Below are 18,501 nucleotides of genomic sequence, written 5' to 3'. Positions count from 1 at the left end.
CTTATTCCTGTGGAGTTATATATGAGCGATAAAATTATTCACCTGACTGACGACAGTTTTGACACGGATGTACTCAAAGCGGACGGGGCGATCCTCGTTGATTTCTGGGCAGAGTGGTGCGGTCCGTGCAAAATGATCGCCCCGATTCTGGATGAAATCGCTGACGAATATCAGGGCAAACTGACCGTTGCAAAACTGAACATCGATCAAAACCCTGGCACTGCGCCGAAATATGGCATCCGTGGTATCCCGACTCTGCTGCTGTTCAAAAACGGTGAAGTGGCGGCAACCAAAGTGGGCGCACTGTCTAAAGGTCAGTTGAAAGAGTTCCTCGACGCTAACCTGGCGTAAGGGAATTTCATGTTCGGGTGCCCTGTCGCTAAAAACTGGACGCCCGGCGTGAGTCATGCTAACTTAGTGTTGACTTCGTATTAAACATACCTTATTAAGTTTGAATCTTGTAATTTCCAACGCTTCCCGTTTTATCTTAAATGCGAAGTGAACAGATTTCTGGCTCGTCACTCAATCCGTCTTGTCGTTTCAGTTCTGCGTACTCTCCTGTGACCAGGCAGCGAAAAGACATGAGTCGATGACCGTAAACAGGCATGGATGATCCTGCCATACCATTCACAACATTAAGTTCGAGATTTACCCCAAGTTTAAGAACTCACACCACTATGAATCTTACCGAATTAAAGAATACGCCGGTTTCTGAGCTGATCACTCTCGGCGAAAATATGGGGCTGGAAAACCTGGCTCGTATGCGTAAGCAGGACATTATTTTTGCCATCCTGAAGCAGCACGCAAAGAGTGGCGAAGATATCTTTGGTGATGGCGTACTGGAGATATTGCAGGATGGATTTGGTTTCCTCCGTTCCGCAGACAGCTCCTACCTCGCCGGTCCTGATGACATCTACGTTTCTCCTAGCCAAATCCGCCGTTTCAACCTCCGCACTGGTGATACCATCTCTGGTAAGATTCGCCCGCCGAAAGAAGGTGAACGCTATTTTGCGCTGCTGAAAGTTAACGAAGTTAACTTCGACAAACCTGAAAACGCCCGCAACAAAATCCTCTTTGAGAACTTAACCCCGCTGCACGCAAACTCTCGTCTGCGCATGGAACGTGGTAACGGTTCTACTGAAGATTTAACCGCTCGCGTACTGGATCTGGCATCACCTATCGGTCGTGGTCAGCGTGGTCTGATTGTGGCACCGCCGAAAGCCGGTAAAACCATGCTGCTGCAGAACATTGCCCAGAGCATTGCTTACAACCACCCGGATTGTGTGCTGATGGTTCTGCTGATTGACGAACGTCCGGAAGAAGTCACCGAGATGCAGCGTCTGGTAAAAGGTGAAGTTGTTGCTTCCACCTTTGACGAACCCGCATCTCGCCACGTTCAGGTTGCGGAAATGGTGATCGAGAAGGCGAAACGCCTGGTTGAGCACAAGAAAGACGTTATCATTCTGCTCGACTCCATCACTCGTTTGGCGCGTGCTTACAACACCGTTGTTCCGGCGTCAGGTAAAGTACTGACCGGTGGTGTGGATGCCAACGCCCTGCATCGCCCGAAACGCTTCTTCGGTGCGGCGCGTAACGTGGAAGAGGGCGGCAGCCTGACCATCATCGCTACCGCGCTTATCGATACCGGTTCCAAGATGGACGAAGTTATCTACGAAGAGTTTAAAGGTACAGGCAACATGGAACTGCACCTCTCTCGTAAGATCGCTGAAAAACGCGTCTTCCCGGCAATCGACTACAACCGTTCCGGTACCCGTAAAGAAGAGCTGCTCACTACTCAGGAAGAGCTGCAGAAAATGTGGATCCTGCGCAAAATCATTCACCCGATGGGCGAAATCGATGCCATGGAGTTCCTCATTAATAAACTGGCGATGACCAAGACCAATGACGATTTCTTCGAAATGATGAAGCGCTCATAAATTTGTCTTATGCCAAAAACGCCACGTGTTTACGTGGCGTTTTGCTTTTATATCTGTAATCTTATTGCCGCACTGGCAATGTTAGGAAAATTCCTGGGTTTTGCTCGTGTGTTATGCAATTTGCATATCGAATGATTAATTTTTGCACAGGACTGGTGGGTTCGGAACGGACTTTCCCTTCTGAATAAAGGTCTTCGTGGTTATACTTCTGCTAATAATTTTCTCTGAGAGCATGCATTGTGAATTTACTGACAGTGAGTACTGATCTCATCAGTATTTTTTTATTCACGACACTGTTTCTGTTTTTTGCCCGAAAGGTAGCAAAAAAAGTCGGTTTAGTGGATAAACCTAACTTCCGCAAACGTCACCAGGGATTGATACCTCTCGTTGGGGGTATTTCGGTTTACGCAGGGATTTGCTTCACGTTCGGAATTGTCGATTATTATATTCCGCATGCATCTCTCTATCTCGCTTGTGCCGGTGTGCTTGTGTTCATCGGTGCGCTGGATGACCGTTTTGATATCAGCGTAAAAATCCGTGCCACCATACAGGCCGCTGTTGGCATTGTTATGATGGTGTTCGGCAAACTTTATCTCAGTAGCCTGGGTTATATCTTTGGCTCCTGGGAGATGGTGCTCGGACCGTTTGGCTACTTCCTGACGCTATTTGCCGTCTGGGCGGCAATTAATGCTTTCAACATGGTTGATGGCATTGATGGCTTGCTGGGCGGGTTGTCCTGCGTCTCGTTTGCAGCAATCGGTATGATTTTGTGGTTCGACGGGCAAACCAGCCTCGCTATCTGGTGCTTTGCGATGATCGCCGCCATCCTGCCCTATATCATGCTCAACCTTGGTATCCTGGGTCGCCGCTACAAAGTCTTTATGGGTGATGCGGGCAGTACGCTGATTGGTTTTACCGTTATCTGGATCCTGCTCGAAACGACTCAGGGAAAAACGCACCCAATAAGCCCGGTTACTGCATTATGGATTATCGCCATTCCGCTAATGGATATGGTGGCAATTATGTACCGTCGCCTGCGTAAAGGCATGAGCCCATTCTCTCCTGACCGTCAGCATATTCACCATTTGATCATGCGTGCCGGGTTTACTTCCCGCCAGGCGTTTGTGCTGATTACCCTTGCCGCAGCACTGCTCGCCTCAATTGGCGTGCTGGCAGAATACTCTCATTTTGTCCCGGAATGGGTCATGCTGGTGCTCTTTTTGCTAGCATTCTTCCTCTATGGATATTGCATTAAGCGTGCCTGGAAAGTTGCTCGCTTTATTAAGCGCGTAAAACGCAGACTGCGTAGAAATCGTGGTGGCAGCCCCAATTTAACCAAATAAATGAGGATGTGATGACACAACCAATGCCTGGGAAACCGGCCGAAGACGCTGAAAATGAACTGGATATTCGTGGGTTGTTTCGTACCTTGTGGGCTGGGAAGCTGTGGATTATTGGCATGGGGCTGGCGTTTGCGTTAATCGCGCTGGCGTATACTTTTTTTGCTCGTCAGGAGTGGAGCTCGACGGCGATTACCGATCGTCCAACAGTGAATATGCTGGGAGGATACTACTCGCAGCAGCAATTTTTGCGTAACCTGGACGTCCGTTCGAACATGGCTTCTGCCGACCAACCATCGGTCATGGATGAAGCCTATAAAGAGTTTGTTATGCAACTGGCCTCGTGGGATACCCGCCGCGATTTCTGGTTGCAGACAGACTATTACAAACAGCGGATGGTCGGGAACAGCAAAGCCGATGCGGCGTTGCTGGATGAAATGATTAACAACATCGTGTTTATTCCCGGTGACTTCACGCGTGCGGTCAATGATAGCGTTAAGCTGATTGCCGAAACCGCGCCTGACGCTAATAACCTGTTACGTCAGTATGTTGCTTTTGCCAGCCAGCGTGCAGCCAGCCATCTGAATGATGAGCTGAAAGGCGCATGGGCGGCGCGTACCATCCAGATGAAAGCTCAGGTGAAGCGTCAGGAAGAGGTGGCGAAAGCCATCTACGACCGCCGGATGAACAGCATTGAGCAGGCGCTGAAAATTGCTGAGCAGCATAATATTTCGCGCAGTGCGACAGATGTACCTGCCGAGGAACTACCTGATTCAGAAATGTTCCTGCTTGGGCGTCCAATGCTCCAGGCGCGGCTGGAAAATTTACAGGCCGTCGGTCCGGCCTTTGATCTCGACTATGATCAGAATCGGGCCATGTTAAACACCCTGAATGTTGGTCCAACCCTGGATCCGCGTTTTCAGACCTATCGCTATTTGCGTACGCCGGAAGAACCGGTAAAACGCGATAGCCCACGTCGTGCCTTCCTGATGATTATGTGGGGCATTGTCGGGGGGCTGATCGGGGCTGGTGTCGCATTAACCCGCCGTTGCTCGAAATAGCAACACTGCTGCGGTGAGCGCAAAGGCGCTCGCCGCTTATTCGAAGAGAATCGATGTGAAAGTACTGACTGTATTTGGTACGCGCCCGGAAGCCATCAAGATGGCACCGTTGGTGCATGCGTTGGCAAAAGATCCTTTTTTTGAGGCTAAAGTTTGCGTCACTGCGCAGCATCGGGAGATGCTCGATCAGGTGCTGAAACTCTTTTCCATTGTACCTGACTACGATCTCAACATAATGCAGCCAGGACAGGGTCTGACAGAGATAACCTGTCGGATTCTGGAAGGGCTAAAACCTATTCTTGCCGAGTTCAAACCAGACGTCGTGCTGGTTCACGGTGATACGACGACGACGCTGGCAACCAGCCTGGCAGCGTTTTATCAGCGTATTCCTGTTGGTCACGTTGAGGCTGGTCTGCGCACGGGCGATCTCTATTCGCCGTGGCCGGAAGAGGCAAATCGTACATTGACCGGGCATCTGGCGATGTATCACTTCTCTCCAACCGAAACGTCCCGGCAAAACTTGCTGCGTGAAAACGTTGCTGACAGCCGAATCTTCATTACCGGTAATACCGTTATTGATGCACTGTTATGGGTGCGTGACCAGGTGATGAGCAGCGACACGCTGCGTTCAGAGCTGGCGGCAAATTACCCGTTTATCGACCCCGATAAAAAGATGATTCTGGTGACCGGTCACAGACGTGAGAGTTTTGGTCGTGGCTTTGAAGAAATCTGCCATGCGCTGGCAGACATCGCCACCACGCACCAGGACATCCAAATTGTCTATCCGGTGCATCTCAACCCGAACGTCAGAGAGCCGGTCAATCGCATTCTGGGGCACGTGAAAAATGTCATTCTGATCGATCCTCAGGAGTATTTACCGTTTGTCTGGCTGATGAACCACGCCTGGCTGATTTTGACTGACTCAGGCGGCATTCAGGAGGAAGCGCCTTCGCTGGGGAAACCAGTGCTGGTGATGCGTGAAACCACTGAACGTCCGGAAGCAGTGAAGGCGGGTACGGTGCGTCTGGTCGGCACGGATAAGCAGCGAATCGTCGAGGAAGTGACGCGTCTTTTAAAAGACGAAAACGAATATCAAACCATGAGCCGCGCCCATAACCCGTATGGTGATGGTCAGGCATGCTCTCGCATTCTGGAAGCGTTAAAAAATAATCGGATATCACTATGAGTTTTGCGACCATTTCTGTCATTGGACTGGGTTACATTGGACTGCCAACGGCGGCAGCGTTTGCCTCCCGGCAAAAACAGGTGATTGGTGTTGATATCAACCAACACGCGGTTGATACCATCAATCGTGGCGAAATCCATATCGTCGAGCCTGATTTGGCGAGCGTAGTAAAAACTGCCGTAGAAGGCGGTTTTTTACGAGCGAGCACGACGCCGGTTGAAGCGGATGCCTGGCTGATTGCTGTACCCACGCCGTTTAAAGGCGATCATGAGCCTGATATGGCTTACGTTGAATCGGCTGCTCGCTCCATTGCGCCAGTGCTGAAAAAAGGCGCGCTGGTGATCCTTGAGTCCACCTCGCCGGTGGGGTCAACCGAGAAGATGGCAGAATGGTTAGCAGAGATGCGTCCGGACCTGACTTTCCCACAGCAGGTGGGCGAGCAGGCGGACGTCAACATTGCTTACTGCCCGGAACGCGTGTTACCGGGCCAGGTTATGGTCGAGCTGATTAAAAACGATCGCGTGATTGGTGGTATGACGCCGGTTTGTTCGGCCCGTGCCAGCGAACTGTACAAAATTTTCCTCGAAGGTGAGTGTGTCGTCACTAACTCGCGGACGGCGGAAATGTGTAAGCTCACCGAAAACAGCTTCCGCGATGTGAATATCGCTTTTGCTAACGAACTGTCGCTGATTTGCGCCGATCAGGGGATTAACGTCTGGGAACTGATTCGCCTGGCGAATCGCCACCCACGCGTCAATATTCTTCAACCTGGCCCTGGCGTGGGTGGTCACTGCATCGCTGTTGATCCGTGGTTTATCGTGGCACAGAATCCGCAGCAGGCGCGGCTTATCCGTACCGCGCGTGAAGTGAACGATCACAAACCGTTCTGGGTGATTGATCAGGTCAAAGCGGCGGTTGCCGACTGCCTGGCCGCTACCGATAAACGCGCCAGTGAGCTGAAAATTGCCTGCTTTGGTCTGGCGTTTAAACCGAATATTGATGACCTGCGCGAAAGTCCGGCGATGGAAATCGCTGAATTGATCGCTCAGTGGCACAGCGGCGAAACGCTGGTTGTTGAGCCTAACATTCACCAGTTGCCGAACAAACTGAATGGGCTTTGTACTCTGGCGCAGCTTGACGAGGCGCTGGCAACGGCAGATGTGCTGGTGATGTTGGTCGATCATAGTCAGTTCAAAGTTATCAATGGCGACAACGTCCATCAGCAGTATGTCGTCGATGCCAAAGGAGTCTGGCGCTAATGAGAAAGATTCTGATAACAGGCGGTGCCGGGTTTATTGGCTCGGCGCTGGTGCGTTATATCATCAACGAGACGAACGATGCGGTGGTGGTGGTCGATAAGCTGACCTACGCTGGAAACCTGATGTCGTTGGTACCAGTCGCGCAAAGCGATCGCTTTGCCTTTGAGAAAGTTGATATCTGCGATCGGGCAGAGTTGGCGCGCGTTTTCACAGAACATCAGCCAGACTGCGTCATGCATCTGGCAGCTGAAAGCCATGTTGACCGTTCTATTGACGGCCCGGCAGCGTTTATCGAAACCAACATTGTCGGGACTTATACACTGCTTGAAGCGGCGCGGGCTTACTGGAATGCGCTGGCAGAAGACAAAAAATCGGCGTTCCGTTTTCATCATATCTCCACCGACGAAGTATACGGTGACCTGCATTCCACAGATGATTTCTTCACCGAAACCACGCCGTATGCGCCGAGCAGCCCTTATTCTGCTTCAAAAGCCAGCAGCGACCATCTGGTGCGCGCCTGGCTGCGGACCTACGGTCTACCGACGTTGATTACCAACTGCTCTAATAACTACGGTCCTTACCACTTTCCGGAAAAACTGATCCCGCTGATGATCCTCAACGCGCTGGCGGGTAAACCGCTGCCAGTATATGGCAATGGGCAGCAAATCCGTGACTGGTTATATGTTGAAGATCATGCCCGCGCGCTGTATTGCGTGGTGACCACCGGGAAAGTCGGTGAAACCTATAATATTGGTGGTCACAACGAGCGTAAGAATCTCGAGGTTGTGGAAACCATTTGCGAGCTGCTGGAAGAACTGGCCCCGAATAAACCGCACGGTGTGGCGCACTATCGCGATCTGATCACCTTTGTCGCTGACCGTCCAGGGCATGACCTACGCTATGCCATTGATGCTTCGAAAATTGCCCGTGAACTTGGCTGGCTGCCGCAGGAAACCTTTGAAAGTGGAATGCGTAAAACAGTGCAGTGGTATCTGGCTAATGAAAGCTGGTGGAAGCAGGTGCAGGACGGCAGCTATCAGGGTGAGCGTTTAGGTCTGAACGGCTAATTCTCAGCGGAGGCAAACATGAAAGGTATTATCCTGGCGGGCGGTTCCGGCACCCGATTGCATCCGATTACGCGCGGCGTATCGAAGCAACTATTGCCGATTTACGATAAGCCAATGATTTACTATCCGCTGTCGGTGCTGATGCTGGCCGGTATCCGCGAAATTCTCATCATCACCACGCCGGAAGATAAAGGTTATTTCCAGCGCCTGCTGGGCGATGGTAGTGAGTTCGGTATCCAGCTGGAATATGCCGAACAGCCCAGCCCGGACGGTCTTGCGCAGGCATTTATCATCGGTGAAACCTTCCTTAATGGTGAACCATCTTGTCTGGTGCTGGGCGATAACATCTTCTTCGGCCAGGGCTTCAGTCCGAAGCTGCGTCATGTTGCGGCGCGCACGCAAGGGGCGACGGTATTTGGCTATCAGGTAATGGATCCAGAACGCTTTGGCGTCGTGGAGTTTGACGACAATTTCCGCGCTATCTCTCTGGAAGAAAAGCCAAAACAGCCAAAATCAAACTGGGCGGTGACCGGGCTTTATTTCTACGACAGTAAAGTTGTGGAGTACGCAAAGCAGGTGAAACCGTCGGAGCGTGGTGAACTGGAGATTACCTCCATCAACCAGATGTACCTCGATGCAGGCAACCTGACCGTTGAACTGCTCGGGCGCGGATTTGCCTGGCTGGACACCGGCACACACGACAGCCTGATTGAAGCCAGTACCTTTGTACAGACGGTGGAAAAACGCCAGGGCTTTAAGATTGCCTGCCTGGAAGAGATTGCCTGGCGTAACGGCTGGCTCGATGACGAAGGTGTGAAGCGTGCTGCCAGTTCATTAGCGAAAACTGGCTACGGCCAATATCTGCTGGAGTTACTCCGTGCCCGTCCGCGCCAGTATTGAACCACTAGCCTGGGAAAATGCCTTCTTTGGCGTTAACAGCGCTATCGTGCGCATCACTCCTGATGCGCCACTCCTGACGCCAGACGCTTTAGCGCCGTGGTCACGAGTGCAGGCCAAAATTGCTGCATCAAATACTGTTGAGCTGGATGCCTTGCAACAGCTGGGATTCTGCCTGGTTGAAGGTGAAGTTGATTTGGCGCTACCCGTGAACAATGTCAGTGATAGCGGCGCAGAAGTGGCACAAGAGACAGATATTCCCGCATTACGTCAGTTAGCCAGCGCCGCATTTGCGCAAAGCCGTTTTCGTGCGCCATGGTATGCGCCTGACGCCAGCGGTCGCTTTTATGCGCAGTGGATTGAAAATGCCGTGCGCGGCACCTTTGATCATCAATGTCTGATTTTACGTGCGGCGTCCGGCGATATTCGCGGCTATGTCTCTTTACGGGAACTCAATGCGACAGATGCGCGAATTGGCCTGCTGGCTGGACGCGGTGCAGGTGCTGAGCTGATGCAAACAGCGCTAAACTGGGCGTATGCTCGCGGTAAAACAACTTTGCGGGTGGCGACCCAGATGGGCAACACCGCCGCGCTTAAACGATACATACAAAGTGGTGCGAATGTAGAAAGCACCGCGTACTGGTTATACAGGTGATCACATGATTCCATTTAACGCACCGCCGGTGGTGGGAACCGAACTCGACTATATGCAGTCGGCAATGGGTAGCGGCAAACTGTGTGGCGATGGCGGTTTTACCCGTCGCTGCCAGCAGTGGCTGGAGCAACGTTTTGGCAGCGCCAAAGTGTTACTGACACCATCCTGCACCGCTTCGCTTGAGATGGCGGCGCTGCTGCTCGATATCCAGCCTGGCGATGAAGTGATCATGCCGAGCTACACCTTTGTCTCCACCGCCAATGCCTTTGTGCTGCGTGGCGCAAAAATCGTTTTTGTGGATGTTCGCCCGGACACCATGAACATCGACGAAACGTTGATTGAAGCAGCGATCACCGACAAAACGCGCGTTATCGTGCCGGTTCATTACGCGGGTGTGGCCTGCGAAATGGACACCATTATGGCGTTGGCGAAAAAGCATAATCTGTTTGTGGTGGAAGATGCCGCTCAGGGCGTGATGTCCACTTATAAAGGGCGTGCGCTGGGAACCATTGGTCATATTGGCTGCTTTAGCTTCCATGAAACCAAAAACTACACGGCGGGCGGTGAAGGCGGCGCGACGCTGATTAACGATAAAGCGTTAATCGAACGAGCCGAGATCATCCGTGAAAAAGGCACAAACCGCAGCCAGTTCTTCCGTGGTCAGGTCGATAAATATACCTGGCGCGATATTGGCTCCAGCTATTTGATGTCCGATCTGCAAGCTGCGTACCTGTGGGCGCAACTGGAAGCAGCGGATCGTATCAACCAGCAACGTCTGGCGCTGTGGCAAAACTACTACGATGCGTTAGCGCCTCTGGCGAAAGCCGGGCGTATCGAGCTGCCATCGATTCCCGATGGCTGCGTGCAGAACGCGCATATGTTCTACATTAAACTGCGGGATATTGATGACCGGAGCGCGTTGATTAACTTTCTGAAAGAAGCGGAAATCATGGCGGTGTTCCATTACATTCCGCTGCACGGTTGCCCTGCGGGGGAACGCTTTGGTGAGTTCCACGGTGAAGATCGCTACACCACCAAAGAGAGCGAGCGCCTGCTGCGCCTGCCGTTGTTCTACAACCTGTCGCCCGTCAATCAGCGCACGGTAATTGCGACCTTGTTGAACTACTTCTCCTGATATGTCGTTGGCAAAAGCGTCCTTGTGGACGGCGGCCAGTACACTGGTCAAGATTGGTGCCGGGTTACTGGTCGGTAAGTTGCTGGCGGTGTCATTTGGTCCTGCGGGGCTTGGGCTGGCGGCAAATTTCCGCCAGTTGATTACCGTGCTTGGCGTGCTTGCTGGTGCAGGCATCTTTAACGGCGTAACCAAATACGTTGCCCAGTACCATGATAATCCGCAGCAGCTGCGCCGCGTGGTCGGCACTTCATCAGCGATGGTGCTTGGTTTCTCTACGCTGATGGCGCTGGTTTTTGTGCTGGCGGCAGCGCCAATTAGCCAGGGATTGTTTGGTAATACCGACTATGTGGGGCTGGTGCGTTTAGTGGCGCTGGTGCAAATGGGGATCGCCTGGGGCAACCTGTTGCTGGCGCTGATGAAAGGCTTTCGCGATGCTGCAGGTAATGCGTTATCGCTGATTGTCGGCAGCCTGATTGGCGTAATTGCTTATTATGTCAGTTACCGTTTGGGTGGTTATGAAGGGGCGTTGCTGGGGCTGGCGTTGATTCCCGCGTTGGTGGTGATTCCTGCCGTCATCATGTTGATCAAACGTGGTGCCATCCCGTTAAGCTATCTGAAACCCAGCTGGGATAACGGCCTGGCAGGGCAGTTGAGCAAATTTACGCTCATGGCGTTGATTACGTCGGTGACCTTGCCCGTTGCGTACATCATGATGCGTAAACTGTTGGCGGCGCAGTATAGCTGGGATGAAGTGGGTATCTGGCAAGGGGTGAGCAGTATTTCCGATGCCTACCTGCAATTTATTACGGCATCGTTCAGCGTATATTTGCTGCCTACGTTGTCGCGGCTAACGGAAAAGCGCGATATCACCCGGGAAGTGGTTAAATCGCTGAAATTCGTCTTACCGGCAGTGGCGGCGGCGAGTTTTACCGTCTGGTTGCTGCGTGATTTTGCTATCTGGCTGCTGTTGTCGAATAAATTTACCGCTATGCGCGATCTCTTTGCCTGGCAGTTAGTGGGTGATGTGTTAAAAGTGGGCGCTTATGTCTTTGGTTATCTGGTGATCGCCAAAGCGTCACTGCGGTTTTATATTCTGGCGGAAGTCAGCCAGTTCACTTTATTGATGGTATTTGCCCACTGGCTAATCCCTGCGCATGGTGCACTGGGCGCGGCGCAGGCCTATATGGCAACCTATATCGTCTATTTTTCTCTTTGTTGTGGCGTGTTTTTACTCTGGCGTAGGCGGGCATGACTGTACTGATTCACGTACTGGGATCGGATATCCCTCACCATAACCGAACCGTTCTGCGGTTTTTCAACGACGCGCTGGCCACGACGAGCGAGCACGCGCGCGAGTTTATGGTTGTTGGCAAGGACGACGGCTTAAGTGAGAGCTGTCCGGCGCTTTCTGTGCAATTTTTCCCTGGGAAAAAATCGCTGGCGGAAGCGGTCATCGCGAAAGCAAAAGCTAACCGTCAGCAGCGATTTTTTTTCCACGGTCAGTTCAATCCCAAACTGTGGCTGGCTCTGCTGAGTGGTGGCATTAAGCCCAGCCAGTTTTACTGGCATATCTGGGGGGCAGACCTGTATGAGCTTTCCAGTGGCTTGAGATATAAGCTTTTTTATCCGCTGCGCCGTCTGGCGCAAAAGCGAGTCGGCTGTGTATTTGCCACCCGCGGTGATTTGAGTTTTTTTGCCAAAACGCATCCAAAGGTGCGGGGCGAACTGCTGTACTTCCCGACGCGGATGGACCCTTCTCTCAATACGATGGCGAACGATCGCCAACGTGAAGGGAAAATGACCATTCTGGTGGGGAACTCCGGCGACCGCAGCAATGAGCATGTCGCCGCCTTACGCGCCGTTCATCAGCAATTTGGCGATACGGTAAAAGTCGTGGTGCCGATGGGATATCCACCCAATAACGATGCATATATCAATGAAGTTCGTCAGGCGGGGCTGGCGTTATTCAGCGAAGAAAATCTGCAAGTTCTGAGCGAAAAACTGGAATTTGATGCCTATCTGGCGCTACTTCGTCAGTGCGATCTCGGTTACTTTATTTTTGCCCGCCAGCAGGGCATTGGTACGCTGTGCTTACTGATTCAGGCGGGTATTCCTTGTGTGCTTAACCGGGAAAATCCGTTCTGGCAGGATATGACGGAACAGCATTTGCCGGTGCTGTTTACTACCGACGATCTCAACGAGGATATTGTGCGTGAAGCACAGCGCCAGCTGGCGTCGGTGGATAAAAACACCATTGCCTTCTTTAGCCCTAACTATCTACAAGGCTGGCAGCGGGCGTTGGCGATTGCCGCCGGGGAGGTCGCATGAGTCTGCTGCAATTCAGTGGCCTGTTTGTTGTCTGGCTGCTCTGCACGCTGTTTATTGCCACGCTGACCTGGTTTGAGTTTCGCCGTGTGCGCTTTAACTTCAATGTCTTCTTTTCATTGCTGTTTTTGCTCACCTTTTTCTTCGGCTTCCCGCTGACCAGCGTGCTGGTATTTCGCTTTGATGTTGGTGTTGCGCCGCCAGAAATCTTGTTACAGGCGTTGCTTTCTGCGGGCTGCTTCTATGCGGTTTACTACGTCACTTACAAAACCCGCCTACGCAAACGCACTACCGATGTACCGCGCCGCCCATTGTTTACCATGAACCGCGTGGAGACCAATCTCACATGGGTGATTCTGATGGGCATTGCACTGGTGAGCGTCGGCATCTTCTTCATGCACAACGGATTTTTGCTGTTCCGGCTTAACTCCTACAGTCAGATCTTTTCCAGCGAAGTCTCCGGCGTGGCGTTAAAGCGCTTCTTTTACTTTTTCATTCCGGCAATGCTGGTGGTCTACTTTCTGCGCCAGGACAGCAAAGCGTGGCTGTTTTTCCTCGTTAGCACGGTAGCGTTTGGCTTGTTGACTTACATGATTGTCGGCGGCACTCGCGCCAATATTATCATCGCATTTGCTATCTTCCTGTTTATTGGCATTATTCGCGGCTGGATTTCGTTGTGGATGCTGGCGGCGGCGGGCGTGCTGGGGATTGTGGGCATGTTCTGGCTGGCGCTAAAACGCTATGGAATGAATGTGAGCGGCGATGAAGCGTTCTATACGTTTCTCTATCTCACCCGCGATACCTTTTCGCCGTGGGAGAATCTGGCATTGCTGTTGCAGAACTACGACAACATCGACTTCCAGGGCCTGGCTCCCATTGTCCGCGATTTCTATGTCTTTATCCCTTCCTGGCTGTGGCCGGGTCGCCCGAGTATGGTACTGAACTCCGCCAACTACTTTACCTGGGAAGTGCTGAATAACCACTCCGGGCTGGCGATCTCGCCTACGCTTATAGGCTCACTGGTTGTTATGGGCGGCGCGTTGTTCATCCCGCTCGGGGCGATTGTGGTTGGACTGATCATCAAATGGTTCGACTGGCTGTATGAACTGGGCAATCGCGAAACTAATCGCTATAAGGCTGCGATATTGCACAGTTTCTGCTTCGGGGCGATCTTCAATATGATCGTACTGGCGCGTGAAGGGCTGGATTCGTTTGTCTCACGCGTAGTCTTTTTTATCGTGGTCTTCGGCGCATGTCTGATGATCGCAAAACTGTTGTACTGGCTTTTTGAAAGCGCCGGACTCATTCATAAACGTACAAAATCATCGCTCCGGACGCAGGTTGAAGGATAACAATGAATAACAATACCACGGCACCGACCTATACGTTGCGTGGCTTACAGTTAATCGGTTGGCGTGATATGCAGCACGCCCTCGATTATCTGTTTGCTGACGGGCAGCTTAAGCAGGGAACGCTGGTTGCCATTAATGCCGAAAAAATGCTGACCATTGAAGATAACGCCGAGGTCAGGGAGTTAATTAACGCTGCCGAATTTAAATATGCTGATGGCATCAGCGTTGTACGTTCAGTACGTAAAAAGTACCCGCAGGCGCAGGTTTCCCGCGTTGCCGGGGCCGATCTCTGGGAAGAGCTGATGGCGCGCGCAGGCAAAGAAGGGACGCCGGTATTTCTTGTGGGCGGTAAACCTGAAGTGCTGGCGCAAACTGAAGCTAAACTGCGCAATCAGTGGAATGTGAATATCGTTGGCAGTCAGGATGGTTATTTTAAACCCGAGCAGCGTCAGGCGCTGTTTGAACGCATTCATGCCAGCGGAGCGCAAATCGTCACCGTTGCGATGGGATCGCCAAAGCAGGAGATCTTCATGCGCGACTGCCGTCTGGTGCATCCGGATGCGCTGTATATGGGCGTTGGCGGGACTTACGATGTTTTCACCGGTCACGTGAAACGCGCACCGAAAATCTGGCAAACGCTGGGGCTGGAGTGGCTCTACCGCCTGCTTTCGCAGCCGAGCCGCATTAAGCGTCAGCTTCGTTTGCTGCGTTATTTACGCTGGCATTACACCGGCAACCTCTGATTTTCCTCTCTCTGTAAAGCGACGGAGTGGTCACTTCGTCGCCTGCCTGTCTTTTTATTACACAAATCATTCAAATTTTTAATGCTTTATTTGCCATTTCTCCTGAATTACGAAAACATTCGCAACACTCGATGTACCCATAACGATAACCGGTAACACCGGAAAGCATGCAAACACAACACGAGGATTTATGGCAGATAACAAACCAGAGCTACAGCGTGGGCTGGAAGCTCGACATATCGAACTCATTGCCCTGGGGGGCACCATTGGCGTCGGCCTGTTTATGGGGGCCGCCAGTACCCTGAAATGGGCCGGGCCATCCGTATTGTTGGCCTATATCATCGCCGGGCTGTTCGTCTTTTTCATCATGCGTTCAATGGGCGAAATGTTGTTCCTCGAACCGGTTACCGGTTCGTTCGCCGTTTATGCGCATCGTTATATGAGCCCGTTTTTTGGCTATCTCACCGCCTGGTCTTACTGGTTTATGTGGATGGCGGTGGGGATCTCAGAAATCACCGCCATTGGCGTTTATGTCCAGTTCTGGTTCCCGGAGATGGCGCAATGGATACCGGCATTGATCGCGGTGGCGCTGGTGGCACTGGCGAATCTGGCGGCAGTGCGGTTGTACGGCGAAATCGAGTTCTGGTTCGCGATGATCAAAGTCACCACGATTATCGTGATGATTGTCATTGGCCTGGGCGTAATTTTCTTTGGTTTTGGCAATGGCGGGCAGTCGATTGGTTTTAGCAATCTCACAGAGCATGGCGGTTTCTTTGCGGGTGGCTGGAAAGGGTTCCTGACCGCATTGTGTATTGTGGTGGCGTCCTACCAGGGCGTGGAGCTGATTGGCATTACTGCCGGTGAAGCGAAGAATCCGCAGGTGACACTGCGCAGTGCCGTTGGCAAAGTGCTGTGGCGAATCCTGATTTTCTACGTAGGTGCGATTTTCGTTATTGTCACCATCTTCCCGTGGAATGAAATTGGCAGCAACGGCAGCCCGTTCGTACTGACTTTCGCCAAAATCGGCATTACCGCAGCGGCGGGTATTATCAACTTTGTGGTACTGACGGCTGCGCTCTCTGGCTGTAACAGCGGCATGTACAGTTGTGGACGTATGCTCTACGCACTGGCGAAAAACCGTCAGTTACCGGCGGCAATGGCGAAAGTTTCCCGTCAAGGTGTTCCGGTTGCAGGCGTGGCGGTATCAATTGCTATTCTGTTAATTGGCTCATGCCTGAACTACATCATTCCCAATCCACAGCGTGTGTTTGTCTATGTCTACAGTGCCAGCGTGCTTCCGGGGATGGTGCCATGGTTTGTGATTTTGATTAGCCAGTTGCGTTTTCGTCGAGCGCACAAAGCGGCGATTGCCAGCCATCCGTTCCGCTCAATCCTGTTCCCGTGGGCCAACTACGTAACAATGGCATTCCTGATTTGCGTTTTGATCGGCATGTACTTTAATGAAGATACGCGTATGTCGCTGTTTGTCGGCATCATCTTTATGCTGGCGGTGACGGCAATTTATAAAGTTTTTGGGCTTAATCGCCACGGTAAAGCGCATAAACTGGAGGAATAAGCAGCAAAACGCACAAACCGTAACCAAACGCGCAATTTATTTAAAAAGGGACTAGACAGAGGGGTGGGAAGTCCGTATTATCCACCCCCGCAACGGCGCTAAGCGCCCGTAGCTCAGCTGGATAGAGCGCTGCCCTCCGGAGGCAGAGGTCTCAGGTTCGAATCCTGTCGGGCGCGCCATTTAGTCCCGGCGCTTGAGCTGCGGTGGTAGTAATACCGCGTAACAAGATTTGTAGTGGTGGCTATAGCTCAGTTGGTAGAGCCCTGGATTGTGATTCCAGTTGTCGTGGGTTCGAATCCCATTAGCCACCCCATTATTAGAAGTTGTGACAATGCGAAGGTGGCGGAATTGGTAGACGCGCTAGCTTCAGGTGTTAGTGTCCTTACGGACGTGGGGGTTCAAGTCCCCCCCCTCGCACCACGACTTTAAAGAATTGAACTAAAAATTCAAAAAGCAGTATTTCGGCGAGTAGCGCAGCTTGGTAGCGCAACTGGTTTGGGACCAGTGGGTCGGAGGTTCGAATCCTCTCTCGCCGACCAATTTTGAACCCCGCTTCGGCGGGGTTTTTTGTTTTCTGTGCATTTCATCACTCTCCCTTCGCAATAAACGCCCGTAATCACTCATTGCTACACGGTATGATTTCGCCCTTAACGTATTGAAGGATGACTTCAGGCAAGGAGCGACCATGCTGCAACAGGTTCCAACGCGTGCTTTTCATGTGATGGCGAAACCAAGCGGTTCCGATTGTAATCTGAACTGTGACTACTGTTTTTATCTCGAAAAACAATCCCTTTACCGCGAAAAGCCAGTTGCGCATATGGACGATGACACGCTGGAAGCGTATGTCCGTCACTATATCGCCGCCAGCGAACCCCAAAACGAAGTGGCTTTTACCTGGCAGGGCGGCGAACCAACGTTACTCGGGCTGGATTTTTACCGCCGTGCCGTGGCGCTACAGGCGAAATATGGTGCTGGTAGGAAGGTAAGTAACAGCTTTCAGACTAACGGTGTGCTGCTCGATGATGAATGGTGTGCATTTCTGGCAGAAAATCATTTTCTTGTTGGGTTATCGCTGGACGGTCCGGCTGAGATCCACAATCAATATCGCGTGACCAAAGGTGGCAGACCCACGCATAAGCTGGTGATGCGTGCCCTGATGCTCCTGCAAAAACATCATGTCGACTATAACGTGCTGGTCTGTGTCAACCGCACCAGCGCGCAGCAACCGTTACAGGTTTATGATTTTTTGTGCAATGCAGGCGTGGAGTTCATCCAGTTTATTCCGGTGGTGGAGCGCCTGGCTGATGAAACAGCTGCCCGCAATGGACTGAAATTACATGCGCCTGGTGATATTCAGGGGGAACTGACAGAATGGTCGGTGCGCCCCGATGAGTTCGGTGAGTTTCTGGTGGCGATTTTCGACCACTGGATTAAGCGCGACGTCGGTAAGATTTTCGTAATGAATATCGAATGGGCGTTCGCCAATTTTGTTGGCGCACCGGGCGCGGTTTGCCATCATCAGCCGACCTGTGGACGCTCGGTGATTGTTGAGCACAACGGTGACGTTTATGCCTGCGATCACTATGTTTATCCGCAGTATCGACTAGGGAATATGCTTCAGCAGACGATTGCAGAAATGGTAGATTCCCCGCAGCAGCAGGTGTTTGGAGAAGATAAATTTAAGCAGTTACCGGCGCAGTGTCGCAGTTGTAACGTGTTAAAAGCATGTTGGGGAGGCTGCCCGAAACACCGCTTTATGCTCGATGCCAGCGGTAAGCCGGGGCTGAATTATTTGTGTGCCGGGTATCAGCGTTATTTCCGCCATCTACCGCCATATCTTAAAGCCATGGCTGATTTGCTGGCGCACGGTCGCCCGGCCAGCGACATTATGCAGGCGCATTTGATGGTGGTGAATAAGTAAAAAAGCAGCCATTTTGTGGCCGACTGCGGTTGATTGCCGGATGCGAT

At 52.0% G+C, this 18,501-nt stretch carries 17 protein-coding genes and 4 tRNA genes; all 21 read left to right on the top strand.

Annotated features, from left to right (window positions below; translation table 11 throughout):
• The first annotated feature begins 21 nt into the window (after positions 1-21).
• The 21 genes from trxA (at position 22) to ATB02_RS17295 (ending at position 18,454) form a co-directional block, all read left to right on the top strand.
• The gene (gene trxA, locus ATB02_RS17395; protein ID WP_001280776.1) at positions 22-351 is read left to right on the top strand and encodes a thioredoxin TrxA; all 330 of its coding nucleotides are present in this window, start codon (positions 22-24) and stop codon (positions 349-351) included.
• A gap of 140 nt (positions 352-491) precedes the next feature.
• Positions 492-593 (top strand): rho operon leader peptide RhoL, encoded by a 102-nt coding sequence (gene rhoL, locus ATB02_RS17390; protein WP_001295255.1) that lies wholly within the window; start codon positions 492-494, stop codon positions 591-593.
• 84 nt (positions 594-677) lie between these two features.
• Positions 678-1,937 (top strand): transcription termination factor Rho, encoded by a 1,260-nt coding sequence (rho, locus tag ATB02_RS17385; RefSeq protein ID WP_001054527.1) that lies wholly within the window; start codon positions 678-680, stop codon positions 1,935-1,937.
• 239 nt (positions 1,938-2,176) lie between these two features.
• Positions 2,177-3,280: a UDP-N-acetylglucosamine--undecaprenyl-phosphate N-acetylglucosaminephosphotransferase gene (gene wecA / locus ATB02_RS17380; RefSeq protein WP_001050960.1), complete on the top strand. Its 1,104-nt coding sequence runs from the start codon at positions 2,177-2,179 to the stop codon at positions 3,278-3,280.
• A gap of 11 nt (positions 3,281-3,291) precedes the next feature.
• On the top strand, positions 3,292-4,338 hold the full coding sequence (gene wzzE / locus ATB02_RS17375) for an ECA polysaccharide chain length modulation protein (RefSeq protein WP_001355381.1): 1,047 nt from the start codon (positions 3,292-3,294) through the stop codon (positions 4,336-4,338).
• A gap of 55 nt (positions 4,339-4,393) precedes the next feature.
• Entirely contained in the window at positions 4,394-5,524 is a 1,131-nt protein-coding gene (wecB, locus tag ATB02_RS17370) for a non-hydrolyzing UDP-N-acetylglucosamine 2-epimerase (RefSeq protein WP_001364316.1), read from the top strand.
• On the top strand, positions 5,521-6,783 hold the full coding sequence (wecC, locus tag ATB02_RS17365) for a UDP-N-acetyl-D-mannosamine dehydrogenase (RefSeq protein ID WP_000006603.1): 1,263 nt from the start codon (positions 5,521-5,523) through the stop codon (positions 6,781-6,783). Before wecB ends, wecC begins: the two co-directional genes overlap by 4 nt.
• Positions 6,783-7,850 (top strand): dTDP-glucose 4,6-dehydratase, encoded by a 1,068-nt coding sequence (gene rffG, locus ATB02_RS17360; protein ID WP_105271967.1) that lies wholly within the window; start codon positions 6,783-6,785, stop codon positions 7,848-7,850. The genes wecC and rffG overlap by 1 nt, the downstream gene beginning before the upstream one ends.
• Before the next feature lie 18 nt (positions 7,851-7,868).
• Positions 7,869-8,750: a glucose-1-phosphate thymidylyltransferase RfbA gene (rfbA, locus tag ATB02_RS17355; protein ID WP_105271966.1), complete on the top strand. Its 882-nt coding sequence runs from the start codon at positions 7,869-7,871 to the stop codon at positions 8,748-8,750.
• Positions 8,728-9,402 carry a dTDP-4-amino-4,6-dideoxy-D-galactose acyltransferase gene (rffC, locus tag ATB02_RS17350; protein ID WP_105271965.1) on the top strand — a complete coding sequence of 225 codons (675 nt, stop codon included), beginning with the start codon at positions 8,728-8,730 and terminating at the stop codon, positions 9,400-9,402. The genes rfbA and rffC overlap by 23 nt, the downstream gene beginning before the upstream one ends.
• Positions 9,403-9,406: 4 nt before the next feature.
• Entirely contained in the window at positions 9,407-10,537 is a 1,131-nt protein-coding gene (gene rffA, locus ATB02_RS17345) for a dTDP-4-amino-4,6-dideoxygalactose transaminase (RefSeq protein ID WP_000612044.1), read from the top strand.
• Position 10,538: 1 nt separating this feature from the next.
• Positions 10,539-11,789, top strand: coding sequence for a lipid III flippase WzxE (wzxE, locus tag ATB02_RS17340; protein WP_032185551.1), 1,251 nt, complete (start codon positions 10,539-10,541; stop codon positions 11,787-11,789).
• Positions 11,786-12,865, top strand: a complete 1,080-nt coding sequence (rffT, locus tag ATB02_RS17335) for a TDP-N-acetylfucosamine:lipid II N-acetylfucosaminyltransferase (protein WP_105271964.1) — start codon at positions 11,786-11,788, stop codon at positions 12,863-12,865. The genes wzxE and rffT overlap by 4 nt, the downstream gene beginning before the upstream one ends.
• Complete coding sequence (wzyE, locus tag ATB02_RS17330; RefSeq protein WP_000055118.1) at positions 12,862-14,214, top strand: ECA oligosaccharide polymerase; 1,353 nt, start codon at positions 12,862-12,864, stop codon at positions 14,212-14,214. Before rffT ends, wzyE begins: the two co-directional genes overlap by 4 nt.
• 2 nt (positions 14,215-14,216) lie before the next feature.
• On the top strand, positions 14,217-14,957 hold the full coding sequence (gene wecG, locus ATB02_RS17325; protein ID WP_001064038.1) for a lipopolysaccharide N-acetylmannosaminouronosyltransferase: 741 nt from the start codon (positions 14,217-14,219) through the stop codon (positions 14,955-14,957).
• Positions 14,958-15,147: 190 nt separating this feature from the next.
• Complete coding sequence (gene thrP, locus ATB02_RS17320; protein WP_000774737.1) at positions 15,148-16,533, top strand: bifunctional threonine/serine APC transporter ThrP; 1,386 nt, start codon at positions 15,148-15,150, stop codon at positions 16,531-16,533.
• Between the two features lie 102 nt (positions 16,534-16,635).
• Positions 16,636-16,712, top strand: a tRNA-Arg gene (locus ATB02_RS17315).
• A 58-nt stretch (positions 16,713-16,770) separates the two neighbouring features.
• A tRNA-His gene (locus ATB02_RS17310) sits at positions 16,771-16,846 on the top strand.
• A 20-nt stretch (positions 16,847-16,866) separates the two neighbouring features.
• Positions 16,867-16,953: transfer RNA gene (locus ATB02_RS17305), tRNA-Leu, on the top strand.
• A 42-nt stretch (positions 16,954-16,995) separates the two neighbouring features.
• Positions 16,996-17,072, top strand: a tRNA-Pro gene (locus tag ATB02_RS17300).
• A 146-nt stretch (positions 17,073-17,218) separates the two neighbouring features.
• The gene (locus ATB02_RS17295; protein ID WP_105271963.1) at positions 17,219-18,454 is read left to right on the top strand and encodes an anaerobic sulfatase maturase; all 1,236 of its coding nucleotides are present in this window, start codon (positions 17,219-17,221) and stop codon (positions 18,452-18,454) included.
• Positions 18,455-18,501: the final 47 nt, after the last annotated feature.

Source organism: Escherichia sp. MOD1-EC5189, from assembly GCF_002966045.1.
GTDB lineage: Bacteria > Pseudomonadota > Gammaproteobacteria > Enterobacterales > Enterobacteriaceae > Escherichia > Escherichia coli_F.
This window is presented reverse-complemented; position numbering and strand designations above follow the sequence as displayed.

Bases quoted from the DNA above. Each gene is read 5' to 3' on its own strand.
- rffT (WP_105271964.1), top strand. From the start codon at position 11,786: ATGACTGTACTGATTCACGTACTGGGATCGGATATCCCTCACCATAAC.
- rffA (WP_000612044.1), top strand. From the start codon at position 9,407: ATGATTCCATTTAACGCACCGCCGGTGGTGGGAACCGAACTCGACTAT.
- rho (WP_001054527.1), top strand. From the start codon at position 678: ATGAATCTTACCGAATTAAAGAATACGCCGGTTTCTGAGCTGATCACT.
- wzyE (WP_000055118.1), top strand. From the start codon at position 12,862: ATGAGTCTGCTGCAATTCAGTGGCCTGTTTGTTGTCTGGCTGCTCTGC.
- rhoL (WP_001295255.1), top strand. From the start codon at position 492: ATGCGAAGTGAACAGATTTCTGGCTCGTCACTCAATCCGTCTTGTCGT.
- thrP (WP_000774737.1), top strand. From the start codon at position 15,148: ATGGCAGATAACAAACCAGAGCTACAGCGTGGGCTGGAAGCTCGACAT.
- wecG (WP_001064038.1), top strand. From the start codon at position 14,217: ATGAATAACAATACCACGGCACCGACCTATACGTTGCGTGGCTTACAG.
- wzxE (WP_032185551.1), top strand. From the start codon at position 10,539: ATGTCGTTGGCAAAAGCGTCCTTGTGGACGGCGGCCAGTACACTGGTC.
- rffG (WP_105271967.1), top strand. From the start codon at position 6,783: ATGAGAAAGATTCTGATAACAGGCGGTGCCGGGTTTATTGGCTCGGCG.
- ATB02_RS17295 (WP_105271963.1), top strand. From the start codon at position 17,219: ATGCTGCAACAGGTTCCAACGCGTGCTTTTCATGTGATGGCGAAACCA.
- wzzE (WP_001355381.1), top strand. From the start codon at position 3,292: ATGACACAACCAATGCCTGGGAAACCGGCCGAAGACGCTGAAAATGAA.
- trxA (WP_001280776.1), top strand. From the start codon at position 22: ATGAGCGATAAAATTATTCACCTGACTGACGACAGTTTTGACACGGAT.
- rfbA (WP_105271966.1), top strand. From the start codon at position 7,869: ATGAAAGGTATTATCCTGGCGGGCGGTTCCGGCACCCGATTGCATCCG.
- wecC (WP_000006603.1), top strand. From the start codon at position 5,521: ATGAGTTTTGCGACCATTTCTGTCATTGGACTGGGTTACATTGGACTG.